25 protein-coding genes are annotated in these 26,489 nt (G+C 59.6%); 11 read left to right on the top strand and 14 right to left on the bottom strand.

What is annotated here, in order from left to right:
- Positions 1-44: 44 nt before the first annotated feature.
- Positions 45-953, bottom strand: a complete 909-nt coding sequence (locus PMI11_RS20100; RefSeq protein ID WP_007820622.1) for an RNA polymerase sigma factor — start codon at positions 951-953, stop codon at positions 45-47.
- Positions 950-1,693 (bottom strand): SDR family NAD(P)-dependent oxidoreductase, encoded by a 744-nt coding sequence (locus PMI11_RS20095; RefSeq protein WP_007820620.1) that lies wholly within the window; start codon positions 1,691-1,693, stop codon positions 950-952. Before PMI11_RS20095 ends, PMI11_RS20100 begins: the two co-directional genes overlap by 4 nt.
- Positions 1,694-1,833: 140 nt before the next feature.
- Here PMI11_RS20095 and PMI11_RS37375 point away from each other — a divergent pair, with 140 nt between their 5' ends.
- On the top strand, positions 1,834-2,004 hold the full coding sequence (locus PMI11_RS37375) for a hypothetical protein (RefSeq protein ID WP_157179660.1): 171 nt from the start codon (positions 1,834-1,836) through the stop codon (positions 2,002-2,004).
- A 275-nt stretch (positions 2,005-2,279) separates the two neighbouring features.
- On the top strand, positions 2,280-3,197 hold the full coding sequence (locus PMI11_RS20090) for an MBL fold metallo-hydrolase (RefSeq protein ID WP_037071753.1): 918 nt from the start codon (positions 2,280-2,282) through the stop codon (positions 3,195-3,197).
- A gap of 235 nt (positions 3,198-3,432) precedes the next feature.
- On the opposite strand, the gene PMI11_RS20085 is transcribed toward PMI11_RS20090, so the two are convergent.
- Positions 3,433-4,050 (bottom strand): TetR/AcrR family transcriptional regulator, encoded by a 618-nt coding sequence (locus PMI11_RS20085; RefSeq protein ID WP_007820616.1) that lies wholly within the window; start codon positions 4,048-4,050, stop codon positions 3,433-3,435.
- A 104-nt stretch (positions 4,051-4,154) separates the two neighbouring features.
- On the opposite strand from PMI11_RS20085, the gene PMI11_RS20080 reads away from it, so the two are divergent.
- The 4 genes from PMI11_RS20080 to PMI11_RS20065 all read left to right on the top strand — a co-directional run bounded on the left by PMI11_RS20080 (position 4,155) and on the right by PMI11_RS20065 (position 10,705).
- Positions 4,155-5,231, top strand: a complete 1,077-nt coding sequence (locus PMI11_RS20080) for an efflux RND transporter periplasmic adaptor subunit (protein WP_007820614.1) — start codon at positions 4,155-4,157, stop codon at positions 5,229-5,231.
- Positions 5,228-6,298 (top strand): efflux RND transporter periplasmic adaptor subunit, encoded by a 1,071-nt coding sequence (locus tag PMI11_RS20075; protein ID WP_007820612.1) that lies wholly within the window; start codon positions 5,228-5,230, stop codon positions 6,296-6,298. The genes PMI11_RS20080 and PMI11_RS20075 overlap by 4 nt, the downstream gene beginning before the upstream one ends.
- Before the next feature lie 12 nt (positions 6,299-6,310).
- Entirely contained in the window at positions 6,311-9,352 is a 3,042-nt protein-coding gene (locus PMI11_RS20070) for an efflux RND transporter permease subunit (RefSeq protein ID WP_007820609.1), read from the top strand.
- 168 nt (positions 9,353-9,520) lie between these two features.
- Positions 9,521-10,705 (top strand): alpha/beta hydrolase, encoded by a 1,185-nt coding sequence (locus tag PMI11_RS20065; protein ID WP_244430630.1) that lies wholly within the window; start codon positions 9,521-9,523, stop codon positions 10,703-10,705.
- Between the two features lie 144 nt (positions 10,706-10,849).
- Here PMI11_RS20065 and PMI11_RS20060 read toward each other — a convergent pair whose 3' ends face one another.
- Positions 10,850-11,260: a hypothetical protein gene (locus tag PMI11_RS20060; protein ID WP_007820607.1), complete on the bottom strand. Its 411-nt coding sequence runs from the start codon at positions 11,258-11,260 to the stop codon at positions 10,850-10,852.
- A gap of 113 nt (positions 11,261-11,373) precedes the next feature.
- On the opposite strand from PMI11_RS20060, the gene PMI11_RS20055 reads away from it, so the two are divergent.
- Complete coding sequence (locus PMI11_RS20055) at positions 11,374-12,534, top strand: hypothetical protein (RefSeq protein ID WP_007820606.1); 1,161 nt, start codon at positions 11,374-11,376, stop codon at positions 12,532-12,534.
- A gap of 108 nt (positions 12,535-12,642) precedes the next feature.
- On the opposite strand, the gene PMI11_RS20050 is transcribed toward PMI11_RS20055, so the two are convergent.
- Genes PMI11_RS20050 through PMI11_RS20040 form a run of 3 tightly spaced genes read right to left on the bottom strand, consistent with a single transcriptional unit; the run spans position 12,643 to position 14,827 of the window.
- Positions 12,643-13,545 (bottom strand): dihydrodipicolinate synthase family protein, encoded by a 903-nt coding sequence (locus PMI11_RS20050; RefSeq protein ID WP_007820605.1) that lies wholly within the window; start codon positions 13,543-13,545, stop codon positions 12,643-12,645.
- Between the two features lie 12 nt (positions 13,546-13,557).
- Positions 13,558-14,190: a LysE family translocator gene (locus PMI11_RS20045; protein WP_007820604.1), complete on the bottom strand. Its 633-nt coding sequence runs from the start codon at positions 14,188-14,190 to the stop codon at positions 13,558-13,560.
- A gap of 28 nt (positions 14,191-14,218) precedes the next feature.
- On the bottom strand, positions 14,219-14,827 hold the full coding sequence (locus PMI11_RS20040) for a LysE/ArgO family amino acid transporter (RefSeq protein ID WP_007820603.1): 609 nt from the start codon (positions 14,825-14,827) through the stop codon (positions 14,219-14,221).
- Positions 14,828-14,927: 100 nt separating this feature from the next.
- On the opposite strand from PMI11_RS20040, the gene PMI11_RS20035 reads away from it, so the two are divergent.
- Positions 14,928-15,824, top strand: coding sequence for a LysR family transcriptional regulator ArgP (locus tag PMI11_RS20035; RefSeq protein ID WP_007820602.1), 897 nt, complete (start codon positions 14,928-14,930; stop codon positions 15,822-15,824).
- Between the two features lie 156 nt (positions 15,825-15,980).
- Here the strand turns inward: PMI11_RS20035 and PMI11_RS36685 are convergent, their stop codons facing one another.
- Complete coding sequence (locus tag PMI11_RS36685) at positions 15,981-16,616, bottom strand: hypothetical protein (protein ID WP_007820601.1); 636 nt, start codon at positions 16,614-16,616, stop codon at positions 15,981-15,983.
- A gap of 1,505 nt (positions 16,617-18,121) precedes the next feature.
- On the bottom strand, positions 18,122-18,622 hold the full coding sequence (locus tag PMI11_RS20025; protein ID WP_007820599.1) for a GFA family protein: 501 nt from the start codon (positions 18,620-18,622) through the stop codon (positions 18,122-18,124).
- A gap of 359 nt (positions 18,623-18,981) precedes the next feature.
- Here PMI11_RS20025 and PMI11_RS20020 point away from each other — a divergent pair, with 359 nt between their 5' ends.
- Positions 18,982-20,109: an alpha/beta hydrolase gene (locus PMI11_RS20020; protein WP_007820598.1), complete on the top strand. Its 1,128-nt coding sequence runs from the start codon at positions 18,982-18,984 to the stop codon at positions 20,107-20,109.
- Between the two features lie 132 nt (positions 20,110-20,241).
- On the opposite strand, the gene PMI11_RS20015 is transcribed toward PMI11_RS20020, so the two are convergent.
- On the bottom strand, positions 20,242-20,877 hold the full coding sequence (locus PMI11_RS20015) for a glutathione S-transferase family protein (RefSeq protein ID WP_007820595.1): 636 nt from the start codon (positions 20,875-20,877) through the stop codon (positions 20,242-20,244).
- A gap of 238 nt (positions 20,878-21,115) precedes the next feature.
- Between PMI11_RS20015 and PMI11_RS20010 the strand changes: the two genes are divergently transcribed.
- Positions 21,116-21,913: a metallophosphoesterase gene (locus PMI11_RS20010; RefSeq protein ID WP_007820593.1), complete on the top strand. Its 798-nt coding sequence runs from the start codon at positions 21,116-21,118 to the stop codon at positions 21,911-21,913.
- A 26-nt stretch (positions 21,914-21,939) separates the two neighbouring features.
- Here the strand turns inward: PMI11_RS20010 and PMI11_RS20005 are convergent, their stop codons facing one another.
- The 4 genes from PMI11_RS20005 to PMI11_RS19990 all read right to left on the bottom strand — a co-directional run bounded on the left by PMI11_RS20005 (position 21,940) and on the right by PMI11_RS19990 (position 24,812).
- Entirely contained in the window at positions 21,940-22,158 is a 219-nt protein-coding gene (locus PMI11_RS20005) for a hypothetical protein (protein WP_007820591.1), read from the bottom strand.
- A 160-nt stretch (positions 22,159-22,318) separates the two neighbouring features.
- Entirely contained in the window at positions 22,319-23,215 is an 897-nt protein-coding gene (locus PMI11_RS20000; RefSeq protein WP_007820590.1) for an AraC family transcriptional regulator, read from the bottom strand.
- 71 nt (positions 23,216-23,286) lie between these two features.
- Complete coding sequence (locus PMI11_RS19995) at positions 23,287-23,682, bottom strand: hypothetical protein (RefSeq protein ID WP_007820588.1); 396 nt, start codon at positions 23,680-23,682, stop codon at positions 23,287-23,289.
- Between the two features lie 230 nt (positions 23,683-23,912).
- Entirely contained in the window at positions 23,913-24,812 is a 900-nt protein-coding gene (locus tag PMI11_RS19990; protein ID WP_007820587.1) for a LysR family transcriptional regulator, read from the bottom strand.
- A 281-nt stretch (positions 24,813-25,093) separates the two neighbouring features.
- Between PMI11_RS19990 and PMI11_RS19985 the strand changes: the two genes are divergently transcribed.
- Positions 25,094-26,428, top strand: coding sequence for an MFS transporter (locus PMI11_RS19985; protein ID WP_037071748.1), 1,335 nt, complete (start codon positions 25,094-25,096; stop codon positions 26,426-26,428).
- Positions 26,429-26,489: the final 61 nt, after the last annotated feature.

Here is a 26,489-nt window from a genome sequence, read left to right as displayed (position 1 = left end):
GGCGCGTAGCGGACCAAGAGAAAGCGCGTCTCGATCAATGCCGGTCACCGCGATGCGGCCAGCATGACATCAGCACCTTCAATGACGTAGGTCGCATAGCGATGGTCGCGGATCAGGCTTATCTTTTGCTCCCGCCATTCGAGCAGCATGAAATAGGAAGGACCATCAGGCGGTTCGGCTGATACCAGCAATATTTCCCGGCCTTCCAGCCAGGCCGGTTCGATCCTGACCGGCGGATATTCGGCATAATAGGTGAAAAATCGACCGACATCGGCGGCCCCGGAGATTTCCGGCCGTCGCGCCTGACGAAGCCGAACATCCTGCGCAAGCAGGCGACGCAAAGCGTCCCAGTCCCGGGCGTTGAAGAGCGCTGCAAAGTTCAGGGCCTCGGGACTCGGCGGTGGCGGAACCTCGGAGCGGACGTCGGAGATCGCCCGCAATCTCGCCCGACCGCGCGACAGATGCGCCTTGACGGCATCGACACTCAGGTCCAGGAGCGCTGCGATATCCGCAAGTGACTCTCCCAACACATCCTTGAGGATGACAGCGCTGCGTTGCGGCACCGGCAATTCTGCAAAATGGCTAAGCGCCACCCGCACCGCGTCCTGCCGGATCAGCGCGTCCTCCGGGCCGACGACGCTGATATCGGCGAGATCAAAGGCCATCTCAAGCGGCTCCGCCCGGCGCGTACCGCGCTGGCGCAGGGTATCTATGGCCCTGTTATGGACGATGCGAAAGAGCCAGGGCCGCAGGGGCGTGTCCGGCGGGATCGAGCCGCCCGTCGCAAATACCCCGGCAAACGCGTCCTGAATCACATCCTCGCCGTCGATGACAGAACCCACCAGACGAGCCGCATAGCGGTGCAGTTCGGGACGAAGCGCCTCCGCTTCCCTGGCGAGGGCTGCGAGCAGAGCTTTCCTCTCTTCGTCTTCGAGAGCAGCATCTTCCGTCATTCGATGACCGTCACACCCGTATCCCCGCGCACCGCGTAGACCATGGCCTCGGCGAGGCCCGTTCTGCCGATCAGGTCGGCGACCATATCGCCAAAAGCCCGCGGCGTCATGTCCGGCCAGGTGGCGGCCTGTTCGGCAAATGTCCGACCCGCCGCAGCGGCGTAAGCCCCGATGCCGGTATCGCCCACACCGGTTCCGGCAAACATCTGCCGGGGAACGATGACCCGGAAGCGCAGACCGAGGCCGAGTTGCGCCGACAGGCCCTCGGCATATTTTGCGATGAACCATTGCGCGCGCTTGGCTCCCGCATAACCGCCCGATAGTGGCGACCCCTGCACGGCGGCTCCGCTGGAGACCAGGACGACAAGCCCGCCCGGCGCCATCGGCAAGGTCAGAGCCGCTTGTACCCAGTGCAGCGCGGCCTTGACGTCCACATTCCAGTTGGTCGTGAATGCCTCCCAGCCAATCCGGTCGATCCGTTCCATGGGCGGTTCCGCACCGGCATTCATGATGACGAGATCAGGTCGCTCCTGCTCCATGATCCGCCATGCCGCGTCGACATCGGTTGCATCGGCCGATATGGCGGTGACGGTCCCTTGCTCGCCTGCCCCCTGCGCGGCATCAGCATTTCGGGCGACCACGGTGACGTCGGCTGCGCGCGCCACGAATGCCTCGGCAAGCCCCCTCCCCAGGCCGCGGCTCCCGCCGACAACCACAATTCGCTTTCCGTCCAGATTCATCTCTCAGTCCTCATTCGGGTCGGGTCCAACCGTTCGACGACGGTCGCAACTACGACGTTCCAGCGAGGCGAAAAGAGTCACTGCCATCTGCGATTTGTGGCGGCCGGCGTTTAAAGATCTGGCTCGACCGAAATTCGGCGGTGATCGATATCGGCCTGGAACGGAAGCGGCCATGGATTTCGCTGTCCCGAAACAACGGCATCCGCGAAGGCGCGGATGATTGCGCGCAATTTTCTGATATTGTACATTCGCGCAACTGCATTGAGAGCTTCCGTCCGGGGTTTGTCATGCAAGGGGGAACAACGATCTGATGGGGCATCTGCGGCCCCCAGGCGCGACGATGACGACCAGAGCGTTCCCATCGCCGGCTCCGCTTTATCGTCTATCAAGCTGATCAAGAAAAACAGCACGCTCAAACCGTGCAATCGCCTGCTCTACGGCATGTGCTCCACGCATCCCGAAATCATCACCCCAGGCGGGGAAGCGTCTTCAGCTTGACCTCTGCAGCCCCGCCGCCATTCCGGAAAGGACCTGCCAAATGACCCAGGATTTCAGACTTTCCCGTCGCGGGTTTTGTCTCTGCTGCATGGCTGCCTCGACATTCGCCGTATCGGGAGGCTGGCTCACCCCGAGACAGGTATTCGCGAAGGCTCAGGGCATCGTCGATCTGATCCGCGACGCTGCCGCCAAGGACCCGATCAAGGTCCACAAGGCAAGGGCCGGCATATCAGTCCTAGAAGGATCGGGCGGAAACGTCGCCGTCCTGACGGGGGCGGACGGAAAGGTTCTCATCGATGGCGGCATTACCGCGTCCCGGCCCCGGATACTCGAGGCCCTGGCCGGACTTGGCAAACAGCCGATCAGTCATCTCATCAACACGCACTGGCATTTCGATCATACGGATGGAAACGCATGGCTGAACGCCGAGGGCGCGGCCATTCTGGCGCATGAAAACACCTGCAAACACCTGATGTCGGTTGTGAGGGTCGAAGACTGGGATTACGAGTTCCCGCGACCGCCGCTCGCCGCCGTGCCATCGGAAACCGTCGGCGACGAGATGTCCCTCAAGCTCGACAAAGCCACCCTGAAGCTGAAGCATCATCCGAATGCTCACACCGATGGCGACATCTCCGTCACCTTCGGCGAGGCAAACATCGTCCACGCCGGAGATCTCTATTGGTACGGCATCTATCCGTTCATCGACTATTCGACCGGCGGCGGGATCGACGGACTGATCAAGGCGGTCGAGGACATCCTGGCCAATGTCGCCAACGACACGATCGTCATCCCCGGTCACGGCCATCCCGTCAGCAACAAAAAGGAACTCACCGAGTACAGGACGATGCTGGTCGAAATCCGCGGGAACGTCGCGAAACTGAAAGCCGCCGGAAAGCCGATCGACGAGGTCATCGCCGCAAAGCCGACAGCCGAGTTCGATGCGAAATGGGGGCAGTTCCTCGTCACCCCTGAATTATTCACTCGCCTCGTCTATCATGGCGTCTGAGAAGATCGCGCAACGGGAAAGCTGGCCGCACGGTCGCGAGATGCGCAACGTCAGGAGGAGGCATGACGAAGCATCGTATCTATTCGATCAGCGTCGCAAGCGTTTACCCCCATTATGTCGCTATGGAGAAGATCCTGCGGGCATAGCGGGCCGCCCCGGCCGCGGCTTCAGCCGATAACTCCGCATCACAGAAGGATAATGGCGGGCTTTAAGTCCGACGACGGTCACAAGCCGATCAAGCCAACAGTCCGTGCAGGACAAGATCGATATGCGCCTTCACGTAGGCATCTCTGTCCAGGGGCCGCCGCTCGTCGAAGAGGAGCTTGAAGAACAGGAAGGTGATGGCGGGAGCCACGACTGCGTCGGAAAACGCGGCTGGCGCCGAGCGGAACTCGCCAATCCTTACGCCGTCATCGATAAGGGACTGCATTTGCCAGTCGAGAGGATCGATGAAGGCCTCGTGGTGCCTGTCGACGATCTGGGGGAAGCGCGAACCTTCGGCGATGATGAACCGCATCAGCTCGCGCAATCGGCGATCCCTGATCACGAGATCGTAGATCAGCGCGATCGTTTTCTGAAGCCGCTCCGCAGCAGTCCCCTGCTGTTCATTTGCGCTCGCCAGCAGACCTTCTAACGGCACCGAAATGTGCCCGATCATCGCTTCGAAAAGCTGCTCCTTGGTCTCGAAGTAAACATAGACTGTTCCCTTCGTGACTCCGATCCTGCTGGCTATGTCTTCGACACGCGTCGCGACATAGCCGCGCTCGACGAACTCTTCAAAGGCCGCATCAAGGATCTCTACGGGTCGGCGAGCCTTCTGCTCCGCACGCGTCAATTTCTTCGTTTCAGGCATGGTTCACCTTGAGCGTTTTTCGGGGTCGGGCGTCAAGAAATTTTCATTGACTAATGGGTTAGTCAATATTATTCGTCTGCCGAACCGATGCAAGAGGTCAAATCATGAAAACTGTCCTTGTTGTCGCCTGGCTGGGCGTCAGCGCAGTCGCGCTTGCCTCATGCGAAAAGCAGAGCGCGAGTGAGACAAAGCCAAAGAATGTGGAGGCTGTCGTGGCCAAGGTCACGCCAACAGTCGAAAACAACGCCATCACCGGTGAGGTCAGCGCCCGCGTCGAAAGCGACCTGTCCTTCAGGGTCAGCGGGCGCATTGTCGAGCGTCTCGTCGATGTCGGCTCGTCCGTGAAGGCGGGACAGGTGCTTGCGCGCATGGATGCGGAGGAACAGAAAGCCGATCTCGGCGTCGCCACCGCAAACCTGCAGTCGGCGACTGCCCAGCAGACACAGGCCCAGCTGGCATTCGACCGGCAGCAGAACCTCTTCAAGACGCAGGTTGCGACCCGTGCCGCACTCGATCAGGCCCAGGAAGCGCTGCTGACCGCCCAAGGCGGAGTGAAACTGGCGCAGGCGCAATTCGATACGGCGCAGGATGCGCTCTCCTATACGGAACTGCGCGCCGATGCCGATGGCGTCATCACCGCCAGAAACGCCGAGGTTGGCCAGGTCGCTCAGGCAGCGCAACTCATCTTCACGCTTGCGCATGATGGACCGCGCGACGCCGTCTTCAATGTCTTCGAGTCCCTTTATCTCGGCCGCAACCTCGAAAACACGGTCGCCGTCAGCTCCCTTTCGGCGCCATCGCACAAAATAGAAGCCTCCGTGCGCGAAATCTCGCCCACGATCGACCCTTCGACCGGAACGATCAGGGTCAAGGTAGGTCTCGAAGGCGCGGCGGACATGCAGCTTGGCGCGCCTGTCGTCGGCTCCTTCCGCTCCGTAGCACAGGACGCAATCGAATTGCCGTGGTCGGCCATGGCCTCGAAGAGCGGCCAGCCGGCCGTCTGGATCGTCGACCCCGCCTCATCGAGCGTGTCGCTCCACCCGATCGATGTCTCCGACTATGAGACGGGCCGCTTTGCGGTGCGCGCCGGTGTCTCCCCGGGAGACATCGTCGTCGTCGACGGCACGAAGTTCTTGCGACCGGGCGAGGTCGTCGCATACGGCAAGGGAGCCGCAGAATGAATATCCGTATCACAGCCGGCCTTGCGATCCTCGGATCACTGCTGCTGACCTCCTGCCAGAAGCAGGAAGAAGCCCATGAGCAGCCACCGCGTCCCGTCCTGTCCGTCGTCGTCAACTCGACCGCGGCTTCCGCACTGACCCTGCCGGGCACGGTCGAGGCCAGGATTGAGACGCAGCTGGCATTTCGGGTCCTGGGACGTGTCATCGCGCGCAAGGTCAGCGTCGGCGACGTCGTGAAGAAGGGCGATGTCGTTGCCGCCATCGATCCGCTGGCACTGGAGCTTGCGGTCAGAAGTTCGCAGTCCGAGCTTTCCAATGCGCAGGCGCAGCTCGCGAATGCTGCATCCACCGAGGAACGCCAGCGGTCCCTGCTCGAAAGCAGATCGGGAAGTGAAGCGGCCTACGAAGAGGCAGAACTTGGGCGCAAGAGCGCTGCTGCCGCGGTTGCCAAGGCGCAGGCCAATCTGGACAAGGCCGAAGAGCAGTTGGGATACGCACAGCTGAGGGCAGAATTCGACGGCGTCGTGACGGCGACTTCGGCCGAAGTCGGCCAGGTCGTGGCCGCGGGCCAGAACATTGCCACCATCGCCCGTCCTGAACAGAGCGATGCGGTGATCGACATACCGGTAGCAAGCTTCGACGGCCTCAAGGTGGGATCGCCTTTCGAGGTTGCTCTCCAGCTGGACCCGACCATCCGCACGAGCGGTACCGTCAGAGAGATCGCACCGGAAGCCGAGGCGACGACGCGCACGCGACGCACGAGGATAACGCTCATCGATCCACCGGTCGCCTTTCGCCTGGGCTCGGTCGTGACGGCAACCGCAACCGTCAACGCCCAGCCGACGATCCTGCTCCCCTCCTCCTCCATCCTGATCAAGGACGAAAAGCCTGTTGTCTGGGTGGTCGACACCGCCTCGGCCAAAGTTTCCATCCGCCCGATCAGGATCGACGGAGACATCGCCGAGGGAGATTCCGTTCGCATCGCCGAGGGCGTCAGCCCGGGCGAACGCGTCGTCGTTGCCGGTGTTCACAAACTCGTCGATGGCCAGGCCGTCAGAATAGACTGAGGAAAATTCTCCGTGAAAAAATTCAACCTGTCCGACTGGGCGCTCGAACATCGTTCGCTTGTCTGGTACTTCATGATCGTCTTCATTCTGGCTGGCGCGTTTTCCTATATCGGTCTCGGCCGCGAGGAAGATCCCAACTTCACCATCAAGACCATGATCATCCAGGTGCAGTGGCCTGGTGCATCAGCCGAGGAAGTGACCAAACAAGTCACCGATCGCGTCGAAAAGAAGCTCGAAGAACTGGAGTCGCTCGATTTCACCCGCAGCGAGACGGTTGCCGGGCAGACGACGATCTTCGTGGAATTGCTGCCGACGACCAAGGCCAAGGATGTGAATGCCATCTGGATGCGCGTGCGCAACATGATCGGCGACATCAAGGGAGAGTTCCCGAGCGGCGTTATAGGGCCGTTTTTCAACGATCGCTTCGGCGATGTCTTCGGCAACATCTACGCCTTTACGAGCGACGGGCTGACACAGCGCCAGCTTCGCGATCTCGTCGAGGACGCGCGCGCAAAAGTGCTGACCGTTCCCAATGTCGGCAAGGTGGACATTATCGGCGCGCAGGACGAGGCCATCTATCTCGAATTCTCGACGCGAAAGATCGCCGCTCTCGGGCTCAACCAGCAATCGGTGATCGAGACGCTGCAGGCACAGAATGCCGTGACGCAGTCGGGTTTCGTCGACGCCGGTCCCGAGCGCATCGCCTTGCGGGTGAGCGGCCAGTTCACCTCCGAGGAAAGCCTCAAGGCGATCAATCTTCGTGTCAACGACCGCTTCTTTCCGCTGACCGATGTCGCCACGATCAAGCGCGGCTATGTCGATCCGCCCTCCGCGCTGTTCCGGTATAACGGCCAGCCGGCCATCGGGCTCGCCATCGGCATGAAGACCGGCGCCAATCTGCTTGAATTCGGCGAAGCGCTCGACAAGGAGATTGAGCAGGTCACGGCCGACCTTCCCATCGGCGTCGACGTCGAGCGCGTTTCCGATCAGCCCGCCGTCGTGGACGAGGCCGTGTCGGGCTTCACGCGCGCGCTGTTCGAGGCGATCGTCATCGTGCTCGCGATCAGCTTCATCAGCCTCGGCGTTCGGGCGGGGCTCGTGGTTGCCATCTCCATTCCGCTCGTGCTGGCGATCACCTTCCTCGTCATGGCCTATACCGGTATTTCGATGCAGCGTATTTCGCTGGGGGCGCTGATCATCGCCCTTGGCCTTCTGGTCGACGATGCGATGATTGCCGTGGAGATGATGGTGGCCCGTCTGGAGGTCGGCGACGACCTCAGAAAGGCGGCGACCTATGTCTACACCTCGACCGCCTTCCCGATGCTGACGGGCACGCTGGTAACCGTCGCGGGCTTCATTCCCGTCGGCCTCAACTCCAGCGCTGCCGGCGAGTTCACCTTCACCCTTTTCGTGGTGATTGCCGTCTCGCTCCTGGTTTCATGGGTCGTTGCGGTCCTGTTCACGCCGCTGCTCGGCGTGACCATCCTCCCGAAAACCATGAAGTCGCATCATGAGCAGAAGGGCCGCTTCGCGCGGATCTTCGCGTGGCTCCTCGGCCTGGCCCTGCGCTGGCGCTGGATCACCATCGGCGCGACGCTGGCAGTGTTTGCCCTCTCCATCGGCGGCATGAGCCTCGTGCAGCAACAGTTCTTCCCCTCCTCCGACCGGCCGGAACTGATCGTCGACTGGAACCTGCCGCAGAACAGCTCGATTTCGGAGACGAACAAGCAGATGGCGAAGTTCGAAAGCGAGATGCTGGCCAATAACAAGGATATCGACCACTGGACGAGCTATGTCGGCCAGGGGGCTCCCCGTTTCATCCTGTCCTTCGATGTGCAGACGCCCGACGTCTCCTTCGGCCAGACCGTGATCGTCACCAAGGGGCTCGACGTTCGCGACAAGGTGAAAAGCGAGCTGCAGGACTATCTGACGAAAACCTTCCCCGGAACCGACGCCTTCGTAAAGCTGCTCGACATCGGCCCGCCGGTCGGCAAGCCCGTGCAATATCGCGTCAGCGGGCCTGATATCCAGAAGGTGCGTGATCTCTCTCACCAGCTTGCAGGCATTGTCGGCCAGCATCCGCTGCTGTCCAACATGACCTTCGACTGGAACGAGCCTTCGCGCGTGGTCAAGGTCGATGTCCTCCAGGACAAGGCACGCCAGCTCGGCGTCTCGTCGCAGGATATTGCAACGGCGCTCAACAGCATCGTCGAGGGATCGGCGGCCACGCAGATCCGCGATGATATCTATCTCGTCGATGTGATCGGCCGGGCCCAGACCTCGGAGCGAGGATCGATCGAGACATTGCAGAACCTTCTGCTTGCCGGCTCCAATGGCAATTCCGTGCCGCTGTCTGCGGTTGCGAATTTCCATTACGAACTGGAGCAGCCGACGATATGGCGGCGCACACGCACGCCGACCATCACCATCAAGGCCGCGGTGGTGGGACCGACCCAGCCGGCAACGATCGTCACCGAACTGCAGCCGAAAGTCGATGAGTTCCGCAAGGGCCTTCCGAGCGGTTACCGCATCGTCGACGGCGGCTCGGTCGAGGAAAGCGCGAAAGCGCAGGGACCGATCGTGGCGGTAGCCCCGCTGATGCTGTTCATCATGGCGACGATCCTGATGATCCAGCTGCAGAGTTTCAGCAGGCTCTTCCTAGTCTTCGCCGTTGCCCCGACCGCGCTGATCGGCGTCGTCGCGGCTCTGTTGCTCAGCAATTCGCCCATGGGGTTCGTCGCAATCCTCGGCGTCCTGGCGCTGATCGGCATTCTGATCCGCAACTCCGTCATCCTTGTCGTCCAGATCGAACACCTTCGAAGTGAGGGCGTGCCACCCTGGCAGGCCGTCATCGAGGCGACGGAGCATAGAATGCGCCCGATCATGCTGACGGCTGCTGCGGCCACACTCGCGCTGATCCCGATCTCCAGGGAAATCTTCTGGGGGCCGATGGCTTACGCGATGATGGGCGGCATTGTCGTCGGCACGGTCCTGACTCTGCTCTTCCTGCCCGCTCTGTATGTTGCCTGGTTTCGAATACCCCGCGAGGCCTGACAGCATCAGGCCCGCCCGGATCATTCCGGGCGGGCTATGCCCCACTGACGAGATGAACGGATGCCACAGGTTGGACGAACAGCCTTTGCCGACAGTAGCTGTCTGATTGCCAGCTTGCCGCGCGAATCGACCTCATTCGCTGTCAAGCGATCGTGCCTTTCAGTCCTGATGGCTCTCTCGGTATTGGGAGGATGTGCGGGACGGCTGGAGAATGTTCTCCAGCCGCTCACAACCGCGGGGCCAGGCACGAGCACGGTAGACATGCTGGTGGCGACGACGCGCCAGCCGACCGACAAGCCGGGCGAACTTTACTCCGGCGAGCGGGGAACGGCGATTTCTCTCAACGATATCGTCGTTTCCATTCCTCCGGATCGAAACCGTAAGGTCGGCGAGGTGCAATGGCCCTCGCATGTGCCGGCCGATCCCGAAAAGGAATTCGCCGTCCTGAAGGTCGGCGAAGTCGCGACGGAGCGCAGCATCTTTGAATGGTTCAACAAGAACCGCAACACGAAGCGGCAGGTCGTCATTTTCGTGCACGGCTTCAACAACACCTACGCCGACGCAGTTTTTCGCTTCGCGCAGATCACCCATGATTCCGGAACGGATGCTGCCCCGATCCTCTTCACCTGGCCCTCGCGCGCCAATGTCTTCGACTATCTCTATGACAAGGAGAGTACAAATTTCTCACGGCGCGCGCTGGAGGATCTGATCCTGCAAGCTGCCAGAAGCCCGGACGTCGGCGAGGTGACGATTCTCGCTCATTCCATGGGATCCTGGCTGACGGCGGAGGCGTTGCGTGGTGTTGCCATGCGCAACAAGACGATCCCGGCCAAGGTCAGGAACGTTATCCTCGCCTCGCCGGACATCGACATCGATGTATTTCGCCGGCAGATGATCGAGATGGGGCCGCAACGCCCGCATTTCACGATCTTTTCGTCGACGAGGGACAAGGCGCTGCAGGTCTCGCAATGGCTCTCCGGCGGCGTCACGCGCGTCGGCGGTTTCGATTCGACACCCTATGCCGCGGATCTGGATAAGCTCGGAGTGACGGTCATCGATACGAGCTCCGTCAAAGCGGACGACGCGCTGGGCCACAATACGTTTGCGGATAACAGGGACATGGTCCAGCTGCTTGGACGGCGGCTGGCAGGACAGTCCATGGACACCGGAAAGGCCTCGCTCGCGGATCAGGTGGGCATGGCCGCCGTTCGAACGGCTGACCTCGCGGGATCAGCAGCAAAGATCGCCGTCGTCGCTCCGATGTCGATCATAAGCAATGACGCGAAACAGGTGCTGAAACAGCAATTTTCCTCGGGGCCGCAGCCGATCGTCGACGGGAAAATTCTGTACTAGTCTAACGGCGGTCGGCAGTCATTCGTAGCCGTGCGTTTCAAGCGCGAGGAGCGATCGACGATGGTCGATTGTTTTCGATTTCCGGCGCTGATCTATTCCGATGGCGGCTTCGGCATCGTAGGGATGCACGTTGATTGCAACCTACTACTTGATGACCTTCACGTCGGCCACACCCTCTTCGAGGTGGCCCTCTTCGACGGGGCTCCGCAGAATGAACCTGTCACTGCCGACGTATCCTGGCTGCGATGTGTAATAGACTGCGGCCCCGTTCGCTTTGACTTTATCGCATTTCATCTTTTTGCCGTGTGAATTGGCGACAACCAGCTGGTGGAGAATGTCGATGCGACCGTGCTTGGGCTGCTCCACGATATCTATATCAGGGTACGCAACAAACTCGCAGCCGCCATTGAGTTGAACGTTCTCAAACACCAGTTTCTTTTCGCCGCTGCGTGCTGTTACAGGGTGGGATTCGCGTTTGGATTCCGACGTCGTCGTGCAGTTCGAAAGCGAAATCGCCGCGGCTGCCAATATCGAATATGCAAAGATATTTTGCACTATAAATCCTCAACTTTTGCTTGAACAAACATTGAATATTTCGGGGAGTCAAGCAGAGTGCAGGCTCAAATCCGGCAGTTTCTCCTGGTTCCAAACATTGGCGAGGTTCGATCTTGAAAAGACGTGTCAAGGCGTATGTGTTCTCGCTTGCAGCAGGGATTGGGCTGCTAGCGGCGGACATGGGAAATGCTGATAACATTCCTTTTTTCGTCAGCCGTGATGTGCCCGATTACAGGGCACTGATGACGGTTCAAGAGGCCGATCGCGCGACAATTACACATTTGCGCTCGGTTCTTCATCATCATGGATGGACAAGGGTCGAAGAGTATTCGAGCGGCGGGACGGGCGTTTCCTATGGAAGCTTCTTCGATAACATCCTGTTGTCGACATGGAAGGCTCATGACGACGAAGACGTTACTGATATGACCATCACAAAAGTCGTGCCGCTGCGTAGGGGTATCAGCGTTAAGAACACGACGGAAGTTGGGACTGCCCCCCGTCCGGCCGGTGAAGCTTGCAAATGGTGGGAGGTCATCGACAAGCCCGAGCTGAAGGGGACTTTCGGACCCTTCGCCTACAGCTGTCTATCACATGATGGCATTGAACTTGCCACAAAGCAGTTGATCAAGCGCAAAGAGCCTTACGGCGAAACGCAACTGATCAAACTGGAACGAACATCTGTCGCGGAATCGGAAGTCAGACCTCCCAAGCGGCTCTTCGATCCCGCATTCTGGCTGAAGCCGCTCAGGAATTATCCGAACAGACCTGCAAATCTTCCCGATTTTGAAGCGAGAATGATCGACGGCCGGTCGGAGAAAAGAGTGCTCAGGCATTATCCCTGGCGATATGAAGAAGAGCGCGGCAGCGATGGAAGGGTGGGGTTTTCGGTCTGGAACATGCTCGACGATCAAAGATTGACTGTCGGTTATTCCAAAAACGAGCGTCATTTCGAGGCTCGTCGCTCATCGATTGGTTTTCGGTCATCAAGTAACCTCACCGTCATCGAGATCGGTCCGACCGACTTAAAAAAGAGCGGTCGTTACCTCGGAGAGTCCTGTGCCTGGTTCGAAACAACGCACTATGCTGATGCGGGCAGGAGCGAATGCCTGACGCCGGATGGTGTGGCGCTGAAAGTCGAGTTCAGCTCGTGGGTGGGTCTCGGTGAAAACTATACTGCCGTCGAGGTCAAGCGTCGCCCCGTCGACCTTAAGGAGATGATCCCGCCGCCGGAATTGATCGATCCGTCATCATGGGGATTCACCGTCAGCGACTGATCTGTTGAGTGCTCGGGTTACTTCACCTTCACACCCTACACGCCTTCTTCGGTGTAAGCCGCCGTGCGACTTCCGCACGAAGGATGCGATCGGCCTGGCTGCAGCCAACTACCGGCCGGCTGACGCACCGAGGCTTTCAAGGGCCTCGCGCACCCGCCCACGTGCCTGCTCCGGAAGGCCGAGCACCGGCCGCGGCGGCGAGAATCGGCCGAGACCGAGGAGGTCGGCAATGGTGTACATGACGCGGAAACTGCCGAACTCTTTGAACAGCGCCCAGAGCGGCGCGAAAGCATCGTTGATGCGTGCCGCCTCTTGCACCTCACCCGCCTGCGCACTCCTCGTCAGTTTCAACGCCTCGGCAGGCAGCAGGCCCGCAACCACGCTGTACCAGCCATCGGAACCCGCCAGCAGCGCATCCGCAGCACCCCAATCGCCGCTATAGCCGACCGCGAAACCGCCAGGCGTCACGGCCCGCAGACTTTCAATCTCGGCTGCGAAATCGCCGTTCGCGGGCAGCGGCATCTTCACCGCTTTGACAGTGCCGAGCTTGGAAAGCCGGGCGATCAGCGCGACGCTGAAGGTGAATTTCGTCGTGCCCGGATTGTTGTAGATGCAGAGCGGCAGCTGCCCGGCATCGGCCACGGCTGCGAAATGCTCGTAGACCTCATCATCGGTGAGCGGCGTGTAGGAGACCGGCGCCAGCAGAAGGCCATCCGCCCCGAGCTCCCGTGCATCTTTTGCGAGCGCCTGCGCCTCATCGGTCCTGAGTGCTCCGACGCCGACGATGACGGGGATCCTGCCGCCGACGGCAGACATCGCCGTTTCCACCGCCCGGCGTCGCTGATCGCGCGACAGGAAAGCGTAACCGCCGGTGCTTCCGAGCAGGCCGATGGAATCGGCGCCCGCAGCCTGGATGCGGGCAAGCAGCGTGGCGAGCGCGCCGGTATCGACGATACCCGAGGCATCTGATGGCGTGATGGGAAAGGCGGAAAGGCCATGGAAAAGCGGCATCGGGGATTTCCTTTATGCGCGTGACAGCAGGAGCTTCATGCCGGCAGCACTGAACACGAGCGCCAGCGTGCCCTCGATCCAGCGGCGCGCATGACGATACATGCGGACCATCGGCGCGGTGGAGAAAACAAGCGCATAACCGCAGAAAATGGTGACGCTGAGGATGGCGCAGCCTGCAAGGATGACGGCGACCGTCGCCGGCGTCGCACCTGGGCCAAGGCCGAGCGTCATGGTCGCGATCCAGCCGAGCAGCGCTTTCGGGTTGGTCAAGTGCATCAGCAGCCCGCGGCGATAGAGGCTGAAGCCGGAGGCCTTGACGGCATCGAGTGACCTGCCCTGCTTCTCATCGGAGGTCATGGCGGATTTGCCGGCCTTGAAGGCAAGGAACAGCAGGTAGAGGCCGCCGAAGATTTTCAGGATGATCAGCGCCTGCGCATATTGCGCCAGAATGGCGGAAACGCCGGTCGCCGCCATCGAGCCCCAGAAGAGCGAGCCGCTGACCACGCCGGCGGCAATCATCAGCGCCGACTGGCGCCCCTGATGCATGGCGACCCCCATGATGCGCATGTTGCTGGGACCGGGGCTGGCGGCGGCGATGATATAGGCGGTGAAGACGAGGGCAAGATGATGCAGATCGAATGACATTCTGATTTCCCTGAAGCGTATGCAGCCGTCACATGCCGTTCAAGAGCTTGAACGCGATCAGCCACATCACGCAAGCGATGATGGTTTCGAGAATGCGCCAGGAAACCGGCCGTGAAAAGATGGGGCGAAGCCAGGCCGCACCATATCCCAGCGAAAAAAAGAACAGGAAGGAGCCGGTCACGGCCCCCGCGGCAAAGGCTGCCTGATGGCCAACAAAGCGCGTCGAGATCGTGCCGAGCAGGATCACCGTATCGAGATAGACATGCGGATTGAGCCAGGTGAGCGCCAGGCACATGGCCATGGTCTTGCCGAAGCTTGCCCCCGCCCCGTTTGAAACCTGCAATGCGCCCGAAGACCACACCGCCGAATAAAGGCTTCTTGCCCCATACCAGATGAGGAATGCCGCCCCGCCATAGCGCATGACCGGATCGAGCCAGGGCATGAGGTTCACCACCTGCGCCAGGCTGGTGACGCCAACGACGATCAGGATCGCATCGGATAGAGCGCAGGCAAGACAGACGGCGAAAACATATTCGTTGCGTAGCCCCTGACGCAGGATGAAGGCGTTCTGCGCACCGATCGCGACGATCAGGCTGAGGCCGGCGGCCAAGCCGGTGAAATAGGTCGTAAAGTTCATGATATCAGAGGTTTCCGTCGCGTTGTTGAGACGCTCCGTAGACGGAATGGCCGCATTAAGCTAATTAATCATCCTTACGTCAATTAAGCGCAGCTTACCCATGATCGATTATCCCGCCCTTCGCGTGCTGCTTGCCGTGGTCCAGACCGGCAGCTTCGAAAAGGCCGCCGCCGTCCTGAACGTCACGCCATCGGCAGTCTCGCAGCGCATCAAGCAGCTGGAAGAGCGGCTGGGTGCTGCCCTCGTCGTGCGCGGAACACCGTGCACGGCAACGGAAAAGGGTGACTGGCTCTGCCGCCACATGGAAAATGTCGGCATGCTGGAAAGCGAATTGCTGGAACAACTGCCGGCACTCAGCGACCGCGACAGCCCCGAACAGCGCGTCACGCTGCAGATCGCCACCAGCGCCGACAGCCTCGGCACCTGGTTTCTGGAGGCGATGGCGGATTTCTCGAAAAGCTCGAATTATCTCCTGAACATTTCCATCGAAGATCAGGACCACACGGCTGAATGGCTGGAGCGCGGCCGCGTCATCGCCGCCGTCACAAGCATGGAAAAGCCGGTCTCCGGCTGCCGCCGCTACTCGCTCGGCGCGCTGCGCTACCATGCGACCGCAAGCCCCGAATTCGTCCACCGCTATTTCCCTGATGGCGTCACTCCTGAAGCGCTTGCCCGCGCCCCTTCCTTCACCTTCAACCAGAAGGACCGCCTGCAGGCGCAATGGATCCGCCGCACACTGGTGACCGATATTAACGTACCAACGCACTGGCTGCCGGCCACCCAGGGCTTTCTCGATGCGAGCCTGCTCGGCATGGGCTGGGGCATGAGCCCGATCCAGCTGACTGAGGATCACATCAAGGCCGGACGCCTCGTCGAGCTGATCCCCGGCACGCCGCTCGATGTCGTGCTCTACTGGCAGATCAGCCGGCTTGCCGCAGACCGGCTTGCGGGTTTGACGCAAAAGGTGATCGAGGTGGCGAGGCGGTCGCTGGTGTGAGGGTGACGTGCGGGTACAAACAGCCTCTGCTTTTATAGCGGACATGGATAATATATCCACCGACCAGCGCCGGGAACTCTGGGCGGTAGTGCTAAGCCCCTCACTATCACTAACTCGACGGGCCAGATCCGGAAACTTAACGAGAAACTGTCGTCTTTACTTCGGGCCGGTGCAGCTGACTAAATCCATTGAATATCCGCATTTGTTTCCGCCGTACGTACTGTAGCGAGATACGATAGAGGTGGTACAACTTGCCGCTGCCCATCCTTTAACGTCCGCATAGCAATACAAATAAACGTCATGTGACTGACACCTATCTTCATACTCACCAGAACAAACCCTGTATGTCACGGTGGGCAATTGTTGCTGCTGCTGTTGCTGCTGTTGCTGCTGTTGCTGCGGTTGTTGCTGTTGTTGCTGCTGCTGTTGGGGTTGCTGTTGCTGCTGTTGTTGCTGCCTTTGTTGTTGCTGCTGTTGTTGATTAAGTATGAAGAGTATATCTACGATGCACTGTTGATAAAGTGCATAAGCAACTCCGCGATCAGTATCTTGTATGGAATCAAGATACTTCCCGATTTCGTATACAGAACTATTAGTTGACTGATCATTATACATGCTTACCGTCTTCGCCAGAAGATCTGGCGATATCGAAAGCTTCTTGTTGTCGATACAAGCTTTCAAAGCAATCTCAAACTGACTGTTGCTCGCATCAGCCGCCACCGAAGCGCTGCAACAAACAATCAGGGCAATACACGCGCTCAACAGTCGACATATTAAGACCGATTTTTTCATTGTTTACACTCTGGTCTCCCCGCTTGTAGCCGCAGGTGGAGGCTCCCTGCTTGGGCCTGCCGGCGCCGGCCGCCCTCTCGCAGGTAGCTGCCCGCTTCTAGTCGCAGGTGGAGGCTCCCCGTTTTGGCCCGCAGGCGCCGGCCGCCCTTTCGCAGGCGACGGCCCGCTTCTAGCCGGAGGTGGAGGCTCCCCGTTTTCGCCCGCAGGCGCCAGCCGCCCTTCCAAAGGCAGCCGCCCGCTTTGACCGAAAAACCTTTCCAACCCTTCCGAGAACTTTTGTAATACTAACAATATAGCCGAAGTTGAGTACCCAAAGACAAACGGTAACAACAACAATAAACCCTGTGCAAACGTCAACGGTGTCTGCTGCTGGGTTCCCGAACCCGTGAAAGTATTATAGCTAATAATAAAAAAACGGAAACTACCATATCCAAAAGGAAGACTTAGTATGCAGCCAAATAATGCTCCCGCGATAATTCTAGTTGCGACGAGTCTTTTATTAGTAGTATCAAATTGTATATCGGTTTGCGGCACCATGACTGCATTCAATGAAAGCGAGCCGAGCGCACCGAGCGCGCCTAAAGAGGTGGAAAATAGTACGTAACCCCCGAAGATTAGCGGATTATTCCATCCAAGAGTATTTATTGCCACTAAAGTCAGGAGATCGGCTAATCCAAGAATCAGTAACACTAACGCCAATATTGGGACTAACCAGGGAGTTTCGGTCGCCAGGAAAGCTTTTCGCTGCGAGACATTAAGGATCGTGTAAATTTCTTGTATTTGATTGTCGACATAGTCCCATTCAGAGGCACTTGGAGCGCGGCCGTTCCTATCGTACTGCAGTTCATAAATCTTACCTATAGTCAAATGTTCACCCGTTGAAGGGCGATATGGCACAGCAGATTGCGAAAGAAAGGTGCGTAAAGCTTTTAGTCTCGACACGTGCACAAAGAACGTTTCATCGCTAATCCTAGCGGGGACACTATCGTCCGGAACGTTATCTGCTTTTGTGTCAAACATTGGGTGTCTCCACCAGCAGCAAGATTAACCAACAATTTGGTAGTATCTCACTCAAAGGTCTTCTTCACGACCGTGGGCTGCTGCTAACGCTTGCCTAGTACGGATGAATAGACCCCACAGCCTAAGATATCACGTTTGGAGCCGTAGACCAGCGGTTTGCTTGAAGGTTCCCCCGCGGCTCATCGGGTCTGCGGAAAAAGACAACGTCTTTCACCCGATCAACTTGGGCCATTCCTTCAACAACGTAGCGATCAGCGGTATTCTGCTTGAGCGAACCGCTCACAACGCCGAAGCCACTTGGCCGGATCGCGCAGAAGAGGCGGACGGGCTGCTTCGAGACACGCGTTAGCTAAAGAGCGGACCTTCAGGCACCCTCGGTGCATCATATTGAAAGCAGGCCGTTGCTGCCGTTGGCTTCCGGCACGACGGCTTTTCGCAATAGCGGCAACGGGCAGCGCCGCACTGGCAAGCCGCCGGAATAGGACTCAGCCATCACGCCCCCTCACCGCCCATGAGGTGGTATCGTGATCGGGGTGCTGGTTACTGCTCTCCTTGATTGCCGCGGCCCGGCCGGCGCCGTTGTTTTCGGTCGCACCGGTATTTTCTATGCCGGTGATCGTATCGAACCATTTCACCATGTTCTCGGTGCAGATATTGGCAAGCGGCGAGAAGGCGTGCGGATCGTCGAGCGAACCGATCATCAGGTTGGTGCGACCGTTTTCGAGGTGGTGGAAAAACAATGGCGTGCCGCAATTGGCGCAGAAGCCGCGCTCGACAAGCTCCGAGCTCTTCCAGACATCAGGCTTGCCGCGTGTCCAGGTGAGTGCATCATCGGGCGCGGCGACAAGCGCGGCAAAGATGTTGCCCGAGGCTTTCTGGCACATGCGGCAATGGCAGAGATGCGAATTGTCGAGCATAGCGGTTGCGTGATAGCGCACGGCACCGCACTGGCAGCCGCCGCTTACCTCCATCTCGATGCGTTTCATTCTTTCTCCTCCTTCAAGAGGCCGGTTGGGCTTAATCTCTTCTAGGTTCTCATCTTTTGATCGTCCAGCCTGAGGAATACTCTCTCGGTGGATCGTCGAACGGCTCTTCGCATGGATCAGCCAGAACCACATGAATTCTCGGACGAACTCCGGGATAACCCGATTCCTGTTGCAATCGCCACTAAATTGCATTAGCTAATTCTTGAGGAAATATTCAAAGAAAAATTGAATACTGCAAAATCCACATGGAATGGCGCAATTAATACGCCTGGCCTACCGGGATTTACTGTCTGCTTTCTATCACGTTCATCGTGCAACGAGAGCCGCATCGATCGCGCCATCCGGAGGCGAAGAGGATCATGATCAAGACGGTTTACTTCGCAACCAATCGTCAGCCGCTCCTCGATCCAACCGATCCGCAGCATCAGCGGATCATCGGCTTTGGTTCCGAACTCGGTCCGACCAGCGGCATCGATGTCCGCTACGGAAGTGCCAAGGTCAACGTCAATCTGTCGAGGAAGACGAACGTGCTCGTGCCGGGCTCGCTCGCCGTCGCCAACCAGCAGCTTCTCTTCGCCGAGGGAGAGGCGCCGACGCTCGGCAGCGACACGATCTTCGATGCCATCCGCGCCTCGATGAAGGCCGATGACAAGCCGACCATCGCCTTCATCCATGGCTTCAGCAACAGTTTCGTCGATTCCATCGAGCGCGCCGGCTGGCTGAGCGCCTTCTATGGCCTCGACGTCAACATGTTCGTTTTCTCCTGGCCGTCGATTGCTTCGCTCCTGCCCGTACCCACACCGTTTGGCGATTACGCCCATGACCGCAAGACCGCGGCGGCATCGGGCATCGCGATCGCCCGAACCCTGCGTCGCCTGAGCGACTTCGTCGACAAGCTCAGCGAGGAAGACCGCTGCAACCAGGCCATTCACCTGATCTGCCACAGCATGGGCAATTATGTGATGCGAAACGCGCTGCAGGCGCTGATGAAACTGCCCGAACCGCCCTCCCCGACGCTCTCGACCGTCAATGCCATGACCTCGCTCGATGGCACATCGTCATCGCCCCTGCGCCGCTATTTCGACAAGGTGATCCTGGCCGCCGCCGACGAGGATGCCGATGCCTTCGACGATCCCGCCAAATTCAAGTTCCTGCCGCGGATCTGCCGGTCGATCACTGTCTACTACTCCGAGAAGGACTGGATCTTGAGCACGCTCAGCAGCGGCACGAAATTCAACGGACCGCGCCTCGGCGCTGATGGGCCCGACAATATGGGCACCATCAGCGACAAGGTATCGGCCGTCGACGTCAGCGCCATCCTCGCCCTGTCGGAGCCCGAAAACCACCAATATTACCGCGTCTTCCCGCAGATGCGCGACGACATAAAGGCGGTCCTCACCGGCACCCCGCCCGAAAAGATCGCCAATCGCCAGGCGATCGGACAATCCAGGTGGCGGATCGTCAGGAAGGCCGGGAGAAGCGGGTGAACGGGATCAATGCGGCCGGGTTTTGAACCTGGAGCCGGCGTTCGCGCGAAGCTTCTGCCCGGTCAAGAACGCCTCCGCAACGGCCAGCCGAAAATCAGGCGATGCGCGACAAACAAGTTCCGGCAAAGTACATCATTCCCATAGTGAGATACCTTCTTGAGAAAGCGCGTTTTGAACGGCCGGTCTGTCTTCAAGACAGCGGGCATGTTTGGTCCACGCTGGATAGCTATTTTGCATATCCATGTGCATCCGATTTCCCCATCGATAGAACACCAGCAGATATGGATCGACCACGGAATAGTGGTCTCCAACGACCCAGAGACGCTCTCGCATTCTGCTTTCGATAAGCGCGAAGGCTGAAGAAAGATGCTGCTTACCCTTGGCGATCAACGAATCATACTCGCCATCATCGGTGAAATAGTCCGGTCGCCAAACCATTCGAACAGCGACGGCATGCACTGTGCCTGACAGCCAGTTAAACCATTCGATCGATCGAACAATTGCTTCCGGGTCAGCACTCAAGAGCTTGGCACCAGGGTTGGTTAGCCCGAGATGGACGAGGATTGCCGGCGCTTCCGTCAGGATAAAATTGTCAGCGGTGAGGACGGGAATGCGGCCTTTGGGGTTTAGTTGGCGGAATTGATCAGTTTTAGTTTCCGGATGCCCCGGAGACATCAAAGCAAGTGAGTAGGGTTCGCCGATTTCCTCCAGTACGATGTGAGGCGCGAAAGAGCATGAGCCCGGTGCGGCATGCAGAGTGTATAGCATCTGATCCTCGAATGAATGCGGTGAAAGTCCCGATGAAAGCGACAATTCTACGACTGAATTTCGCGACAAATGAGTGCGCAGAGTGCTTCGCGAAGATATCTCCATCAAGATAAATCGCCCAAAACACACCCACACCGCAGGCGATTCCCCGGCAGTATCGATTTGAATTCCACATTTCAGTTGGGGCTGGGCGCAGCTCATAAACAATGCCATACCGAGTGCCAGAACGGAGCCATCGATGACCGGGAACGCTTCTCTGCACACATTCGCCATCGGCGATGTCCACGGGCGTGCCGACCTGCTGGAGGCGATGCTGTCAGGCATTGCCGGCAAGGCGCGTGACGAGACGATCGACTACCGGATCGTCTTCCTCGGCGACATCATGGACCGTGGGCCGGAGAGCCGCAAAGCGCTGGATCTCGTCATCCGCACGCTGCGTGACAGACCGGGCTCGAAGCTGATACGCGGCAACCACGACGCCCTCCCTGTTCAGATCCTCGACGAGACGGACCCGGCCGTTCAGGCAGATCTCGTAAACCACTGGCAAGACCTTGGAGGCAGCGAGACGATGCTGTCCTACGGCCTGCCCCTTGCGGCAGCCATCACCGCAGACGAGATCCGCGGCAGGTTTGGAGACGCGCGCCTGCAATGCCTGCGCGCGGCGGAGCGCTATGTCGAACTCGACCACCACATCCTCGTCCATGCCGGCCTGAAACCCGGCATTCCCCTGGCCGAGCAGGACGCGCATACGCTGATGTGGATTCGCGATGAGTTCCTGAATGCCAGCACCTCATTCGGCAAGATCGTCGTCCATGGGCACACGATTACCGCAAGCGAACGCGTCGAGATCTTCCCGAACCGGATTGCCATCGATACCGGCGCCTTTGCGACGAATATCCTGTCTGCGCTTCACATCAGCCCATCCGGCGACGTCGCGGTGCTGCAGGCAACGGAAGTCCGCCCCGGTCCGTGCCGTTTTCAGGAAGGCAGGCCGCTGAACCGGTTTCATGATGATGATGCGGATATGCTTTTCTAGCATTGGGCAGAGCGACGAAGACGGCGTTACCGGCTCTGCCGGTTTTTCGCTTCGTCCAGAGCTTTCGACAGCCAGAGATCGCGCTTCACATATTCGCAGGGGCGGAAGGTGCAGGGCCTCTCGTAGGCATAGCGTTTCTCCATGCCGCTGAGCGAGAGGCCTGCGAGCGAATAGAAGCCGGCGATGCCCGCAAAGAGGCACAGCAAGATCACCGCAAACGTGACGTGTCGCGTCGTTATCGACAAGCAGATCCACCCTTCCAAGGGTGGGGAGTTTACACGGCCGGTGATTGCAGATTTATCGAAGAGACGGCTAAAATTGCAACGAACCGCGTTTGAGGGTCGGACGGATCGCTTCAGCTGATCGAGGCCGACAGCGAGATCAGGGCCGTTGGCGCGAGCGGGATCAATTCGGCTCTCGTCTGAACAGCACCAAATTTGACGCCGAACCCTTCCCACGATCCGGACCACCAGCCTCACCCGGCCCCATCCGCCAATCCGCCGTGATTTCCAGCCTGTGCGGGCTTGCCTGCATCTGGTCGCTGAAATAGCGCGTCGGTGTCGTTCCGAGCATGCGGCGAAACATGGCGATGAAGGCGCTGACGCTTTCATAGCCGAGATCGCCGGCAATGACGGTCACGAACTGCCCCGCCGCCAGGCGCTGCAGCGCGACGCCGATATGCAGTTGCTGTCGCCAGCGCAGGAAGGACATGCCCGTCTCCCGCTGGAACAGGCGGCTGAGCGTCCGGTTGCTTGCGCCCACCCGCGCACCCCATTCGTCTATGGTGAAGCGCAGGCCGGGCTCGGCGACCATCGCCTCAGTGAGCCGCTGCAGCCTGCGATCGGTGGGCATCGGCAGATGGATCGGCTCGAGCGGTGCTGCCCTCAGCTCATCGAGAAGCACGCCAACCAGACGGTGAATCCGTCCGGGCTCCATCTCAGGACTATCCGGGCGCGGCTCCAGGCGAAAAATCAGCTCGCGCAGGAAAGGCTGGACGAAGAGAATGCCGCATTCGTCCTTCAGGCCGCCGGTCAGTTTCGCATCGACATAGAGATTGCCAATCTTGATATGGCCGGCCACGCGACCGCTATGGGGGACGCCGCCCGGAATCCACAGCGCGCAATTCGGCGGCACCGTCCAGACACCGCCGGCGGCCCTCATCGTCAGAACGCCGCTCATTACATAAAGCAGCTGCGCCTTGCCATGGCGATGCGGCTCCGTCTCGCCGATAAAACTCGTCTCGGTGATGAAGCTGAAGGCCGGGCGCGACACCTCGTCGATCGCCGATGGGTCAAATGTCACTGGAGTATCCTTTGTCGAACCTCATGCATGAACTCAACCGACGACAACAGCTCTATCATGGGAGCCGCAGATCACAGTAACCAGGCGTCGTCCCTGCTGCCGAGCAGGTTCCGGCCCTTGCGCTCCGCCTCTGCTTCGTCCGCCGCAAAGAGGATCGCAAAACCGAAGGCCTTTCCGGCAGTAACAGCCGCAATCTTGATCGCGGCCGACGTCGGCCTGCCGCCATCGATGACGATCATGCCCCGGCAATAGGCCCTCATCCGGTCCTTGATCTTCTTGAAAAACAGCGCCCGCTCCTTGCGCTCCTCCTGCGTCTCCTCGTCGTGATCGTCAGGCGCGTGATCCGTGACCAGCACGAACGGCCGCCGCTCCTCCAAGAGAGCCTCAATCTGGTCATTGATGGAGGTTTCTGCATCGGCATTGGTGCGGATGAAGACGACAGGCAGGCGGGAACGATCCAGAAGCACGGCAGCGGCCTTTCGAAATGGAAGCAAGTGAGGCCAGACTAGCATTCCGGACGGGAGCCGGATTTCGCGAAGCTGCCAATAAATGCCGGGGATCGGCCAAGTTTTGGGCAAGTGCGATGGGCGAAGCTTGCCTGACGCATGAGGCCGTGGAGAGCAAGGCGCGAGGCACGGCGACTAACAGCGTCTGCCTTGCGCCGATAGCGGTCCTTCATCAATTATCGAATGCGCACTCAGTTCATTGACTTGAACGTCTCAAAGATCAGCGCTCTCAGCCAACGATGAACGGGATCTGCATCCATCCGCGGGTGCCACGCCTGGACGATGTCGAAACCCGGCACGGCTACCGGCAGGTCAAACGTCCTGATCTGGCTTGTTGCGGCGGAATTGCGATAAGAATTCGGAATCGCGCCGATCAAATCGGATGCCGCCGCAACCGCGATCACCGCTGGAAAGCTTGGCACGATCAGTCTGACATCGCGGTAGACGCCGAGCTCGGCGAGTGCCCTATCGACCGGACCGGCAAAATCCGCGTGCGGTGAGAAGAGTACGTGGCCCCAGGCGGCATAGCTCTCGACCGTGATCTCATCTGCATCGAAAATCGGGTGTCCTGTCCGTGCAAGACCCACATACCGGTCTTGAAAAAGGGTCTGGCAACGCAGTTCCCCGCTCTCCGTCGGCAGGACGCCGATATCCAGATCCACGGCCGCGTCTCTTAAGGATTGAACGTCCTTGTCCGATCGCGGCGCAAACCGAAGCCTTATTCCTGGCGCCGTGTTCGCCACGGCAGCACTCAGGCCCGCGGCAAAAATAAGCACGAACGCCTCATTGGCACGGATAGTGAAATCGCGGCGCACCTCGCGGATCTCCACAGTCGACGGCGGACTGAGCACCGCTTTCACAGCATCTTTCAACGAATGCACGTCTTCGGCAATCGCCAGGGCATGGGGCGTCGCGACCATACCGCGCCCGGCCGGCACGAGGATCGGATCGCCGAGCGCAGCCCTCAATCGTGACAGCGTCCGGCTCATGGCCGATGTACTGAGGCCAAGCCGACGCGCGGCGGCAGATACGCTTCTCTCGCGCAGCAGCGCATCCAGAGCCACAAGGAGATTGAGGTCGAGATCGGACATGACTCCATTTACTCACGCATGGCGTTTTATGCAACAGTCGTTTGATTTCGTTGCGTCTGGCGCTCGCAGTCGGCAAGGCTTAACTAAAGCGTGTCGCGCAAAAGTGTGCAGCGGTTTTGCGATAACGACATGCGAAAACAAGAACCTAAAGCGCGACAAGCGAATCTTGGAGATCGCGACGCGCTTTAGTCGGCCATCCGATAACGATTGGGAGTTTCTCAATGTCCCTCGCCTCCACCGCACCGATTTCTCAGGATGGCCCGGCATCGCCTCGACAGTACATGGCCATCACACTCATACTTCTCTCAGCTGTTCTTGTCGTTCTGGACGGCGCCATTGCCAACGTCGCCTTGCCCTCGATCGCCCTCTCGCTGCACGTGGAAGCGGGCAGCACCGTATGGGTCGTCTCGGCCTATCAGCTGGCCGTGCTCGTCGCCCTTCTTCCATGTGGCGCGCTCGGGGAAATCTATGGCGCGCGGCGGGTCTTCCTGATCGGCGTCGCGCTGTTCACCGCGGCTTCGGCTGCCTGCGCCTTCGCGGGCGACCTTTCCCTGCTGATCCTTGCCCGTTTCGCGCAGGGCCTCGGCGCGGGCGCGATTATGGCGCTTGCCATGATGAACCTGCGCTCGGCCTTGCCGCAGCACATGCTGGGTCCGATCATCGGGGTCAATGCCATGGTCATCGCGATCTCTTCCGCTGCCGGGCCAGGCATTGCCGGCGCCATCCTTTCCGTCACGACCTGGCCCTGGCTCTTTGCGGTCAATATACCGCTCGGCATCATCGTGCTGCTCAGCGGCGGCCTGCTGGGCAAAGTGCAGGGCACGAAGCGAAAGCCGAACGCCAAGGCCTTGCTGGCCAACACGTTGATGTTCATCCTCTTCTTCTGCGGCACCGACCGGATAGCGACTGCGCCGACAAGTGGCGCGGTGCTCATTGCGGCCTCGATAGCTTGTCTTGTCTTCCTAGTGCGCCTGGAACGCAAAAGCGATGCCCCGATCATTCCGACGGATCTCCTGACGGCACCGGCATTCCGCGTGGCGGTCATCGCCTCGGTATCCTGCTTCTGCGGCCAGATGCTGAGCTACATCGCGCTGCCCTTTTATCTCCAGCACAGGCTGCATATGACCCCGGTTCTGGCCGGTCTCTACATGATGCCCTGGCCGGTTGCGACGGCGATCATCGCGCCATTTTCGGGGCGTCTGGCAAACCGCGTCAAGACCGCATGGCTTTGCGCGGCAGGCGGCGCGCTGCTCGGTGTCGGCCTCCTTGTGGCAGCTCTCAGCCCGCCCGATCCGAGAGGCATCGCGTTTCTGGTCGGCACGGTGATAGCGGGCCTGGGTTTCGGCCTGTTCCAGACGCCGAACAACCGCATTCTGCTTCTCTCGGCTCCGAAAGCCAGAAGCGGCGCGGCAGGTGCCATGCAGGGCACCGCACGGCTTCTCGGCCAGACGCTCGGCGGAATCTCCATGTCGCTCATCTTCGCGACATTGCCGCTCTCGGCCGCGCTTGAATTTGCGGTCGTCCTGTCTGCTGCCTGCGCGGCAATTGCCAGCCTGGTCAGCCTGAGCCGCGCCCGCTACGAACTGACGGGACAACCTGGAGGGAGCAGTCGATGAGCATTCTGTCCGCCTAGGGCCGAAAGCATTCGTTCGTTCCTGGTCAGCCCGATCCCGCAGA

The sequence above is a fragment of the Rhizobium sp. CF142 genome (genome assembly GCF_000281145.1).
GTDB lineage: Bacteria > Pseudomonadota > Alphaproteobacteria > Rhizobiales > Rhizobiaceae > Rhizobium.
The sequence above is the reverse complement of the archived record's forward strand: the minus strand, read 5'-3'. Positions and strand labels throughout refer to the sequence as shown.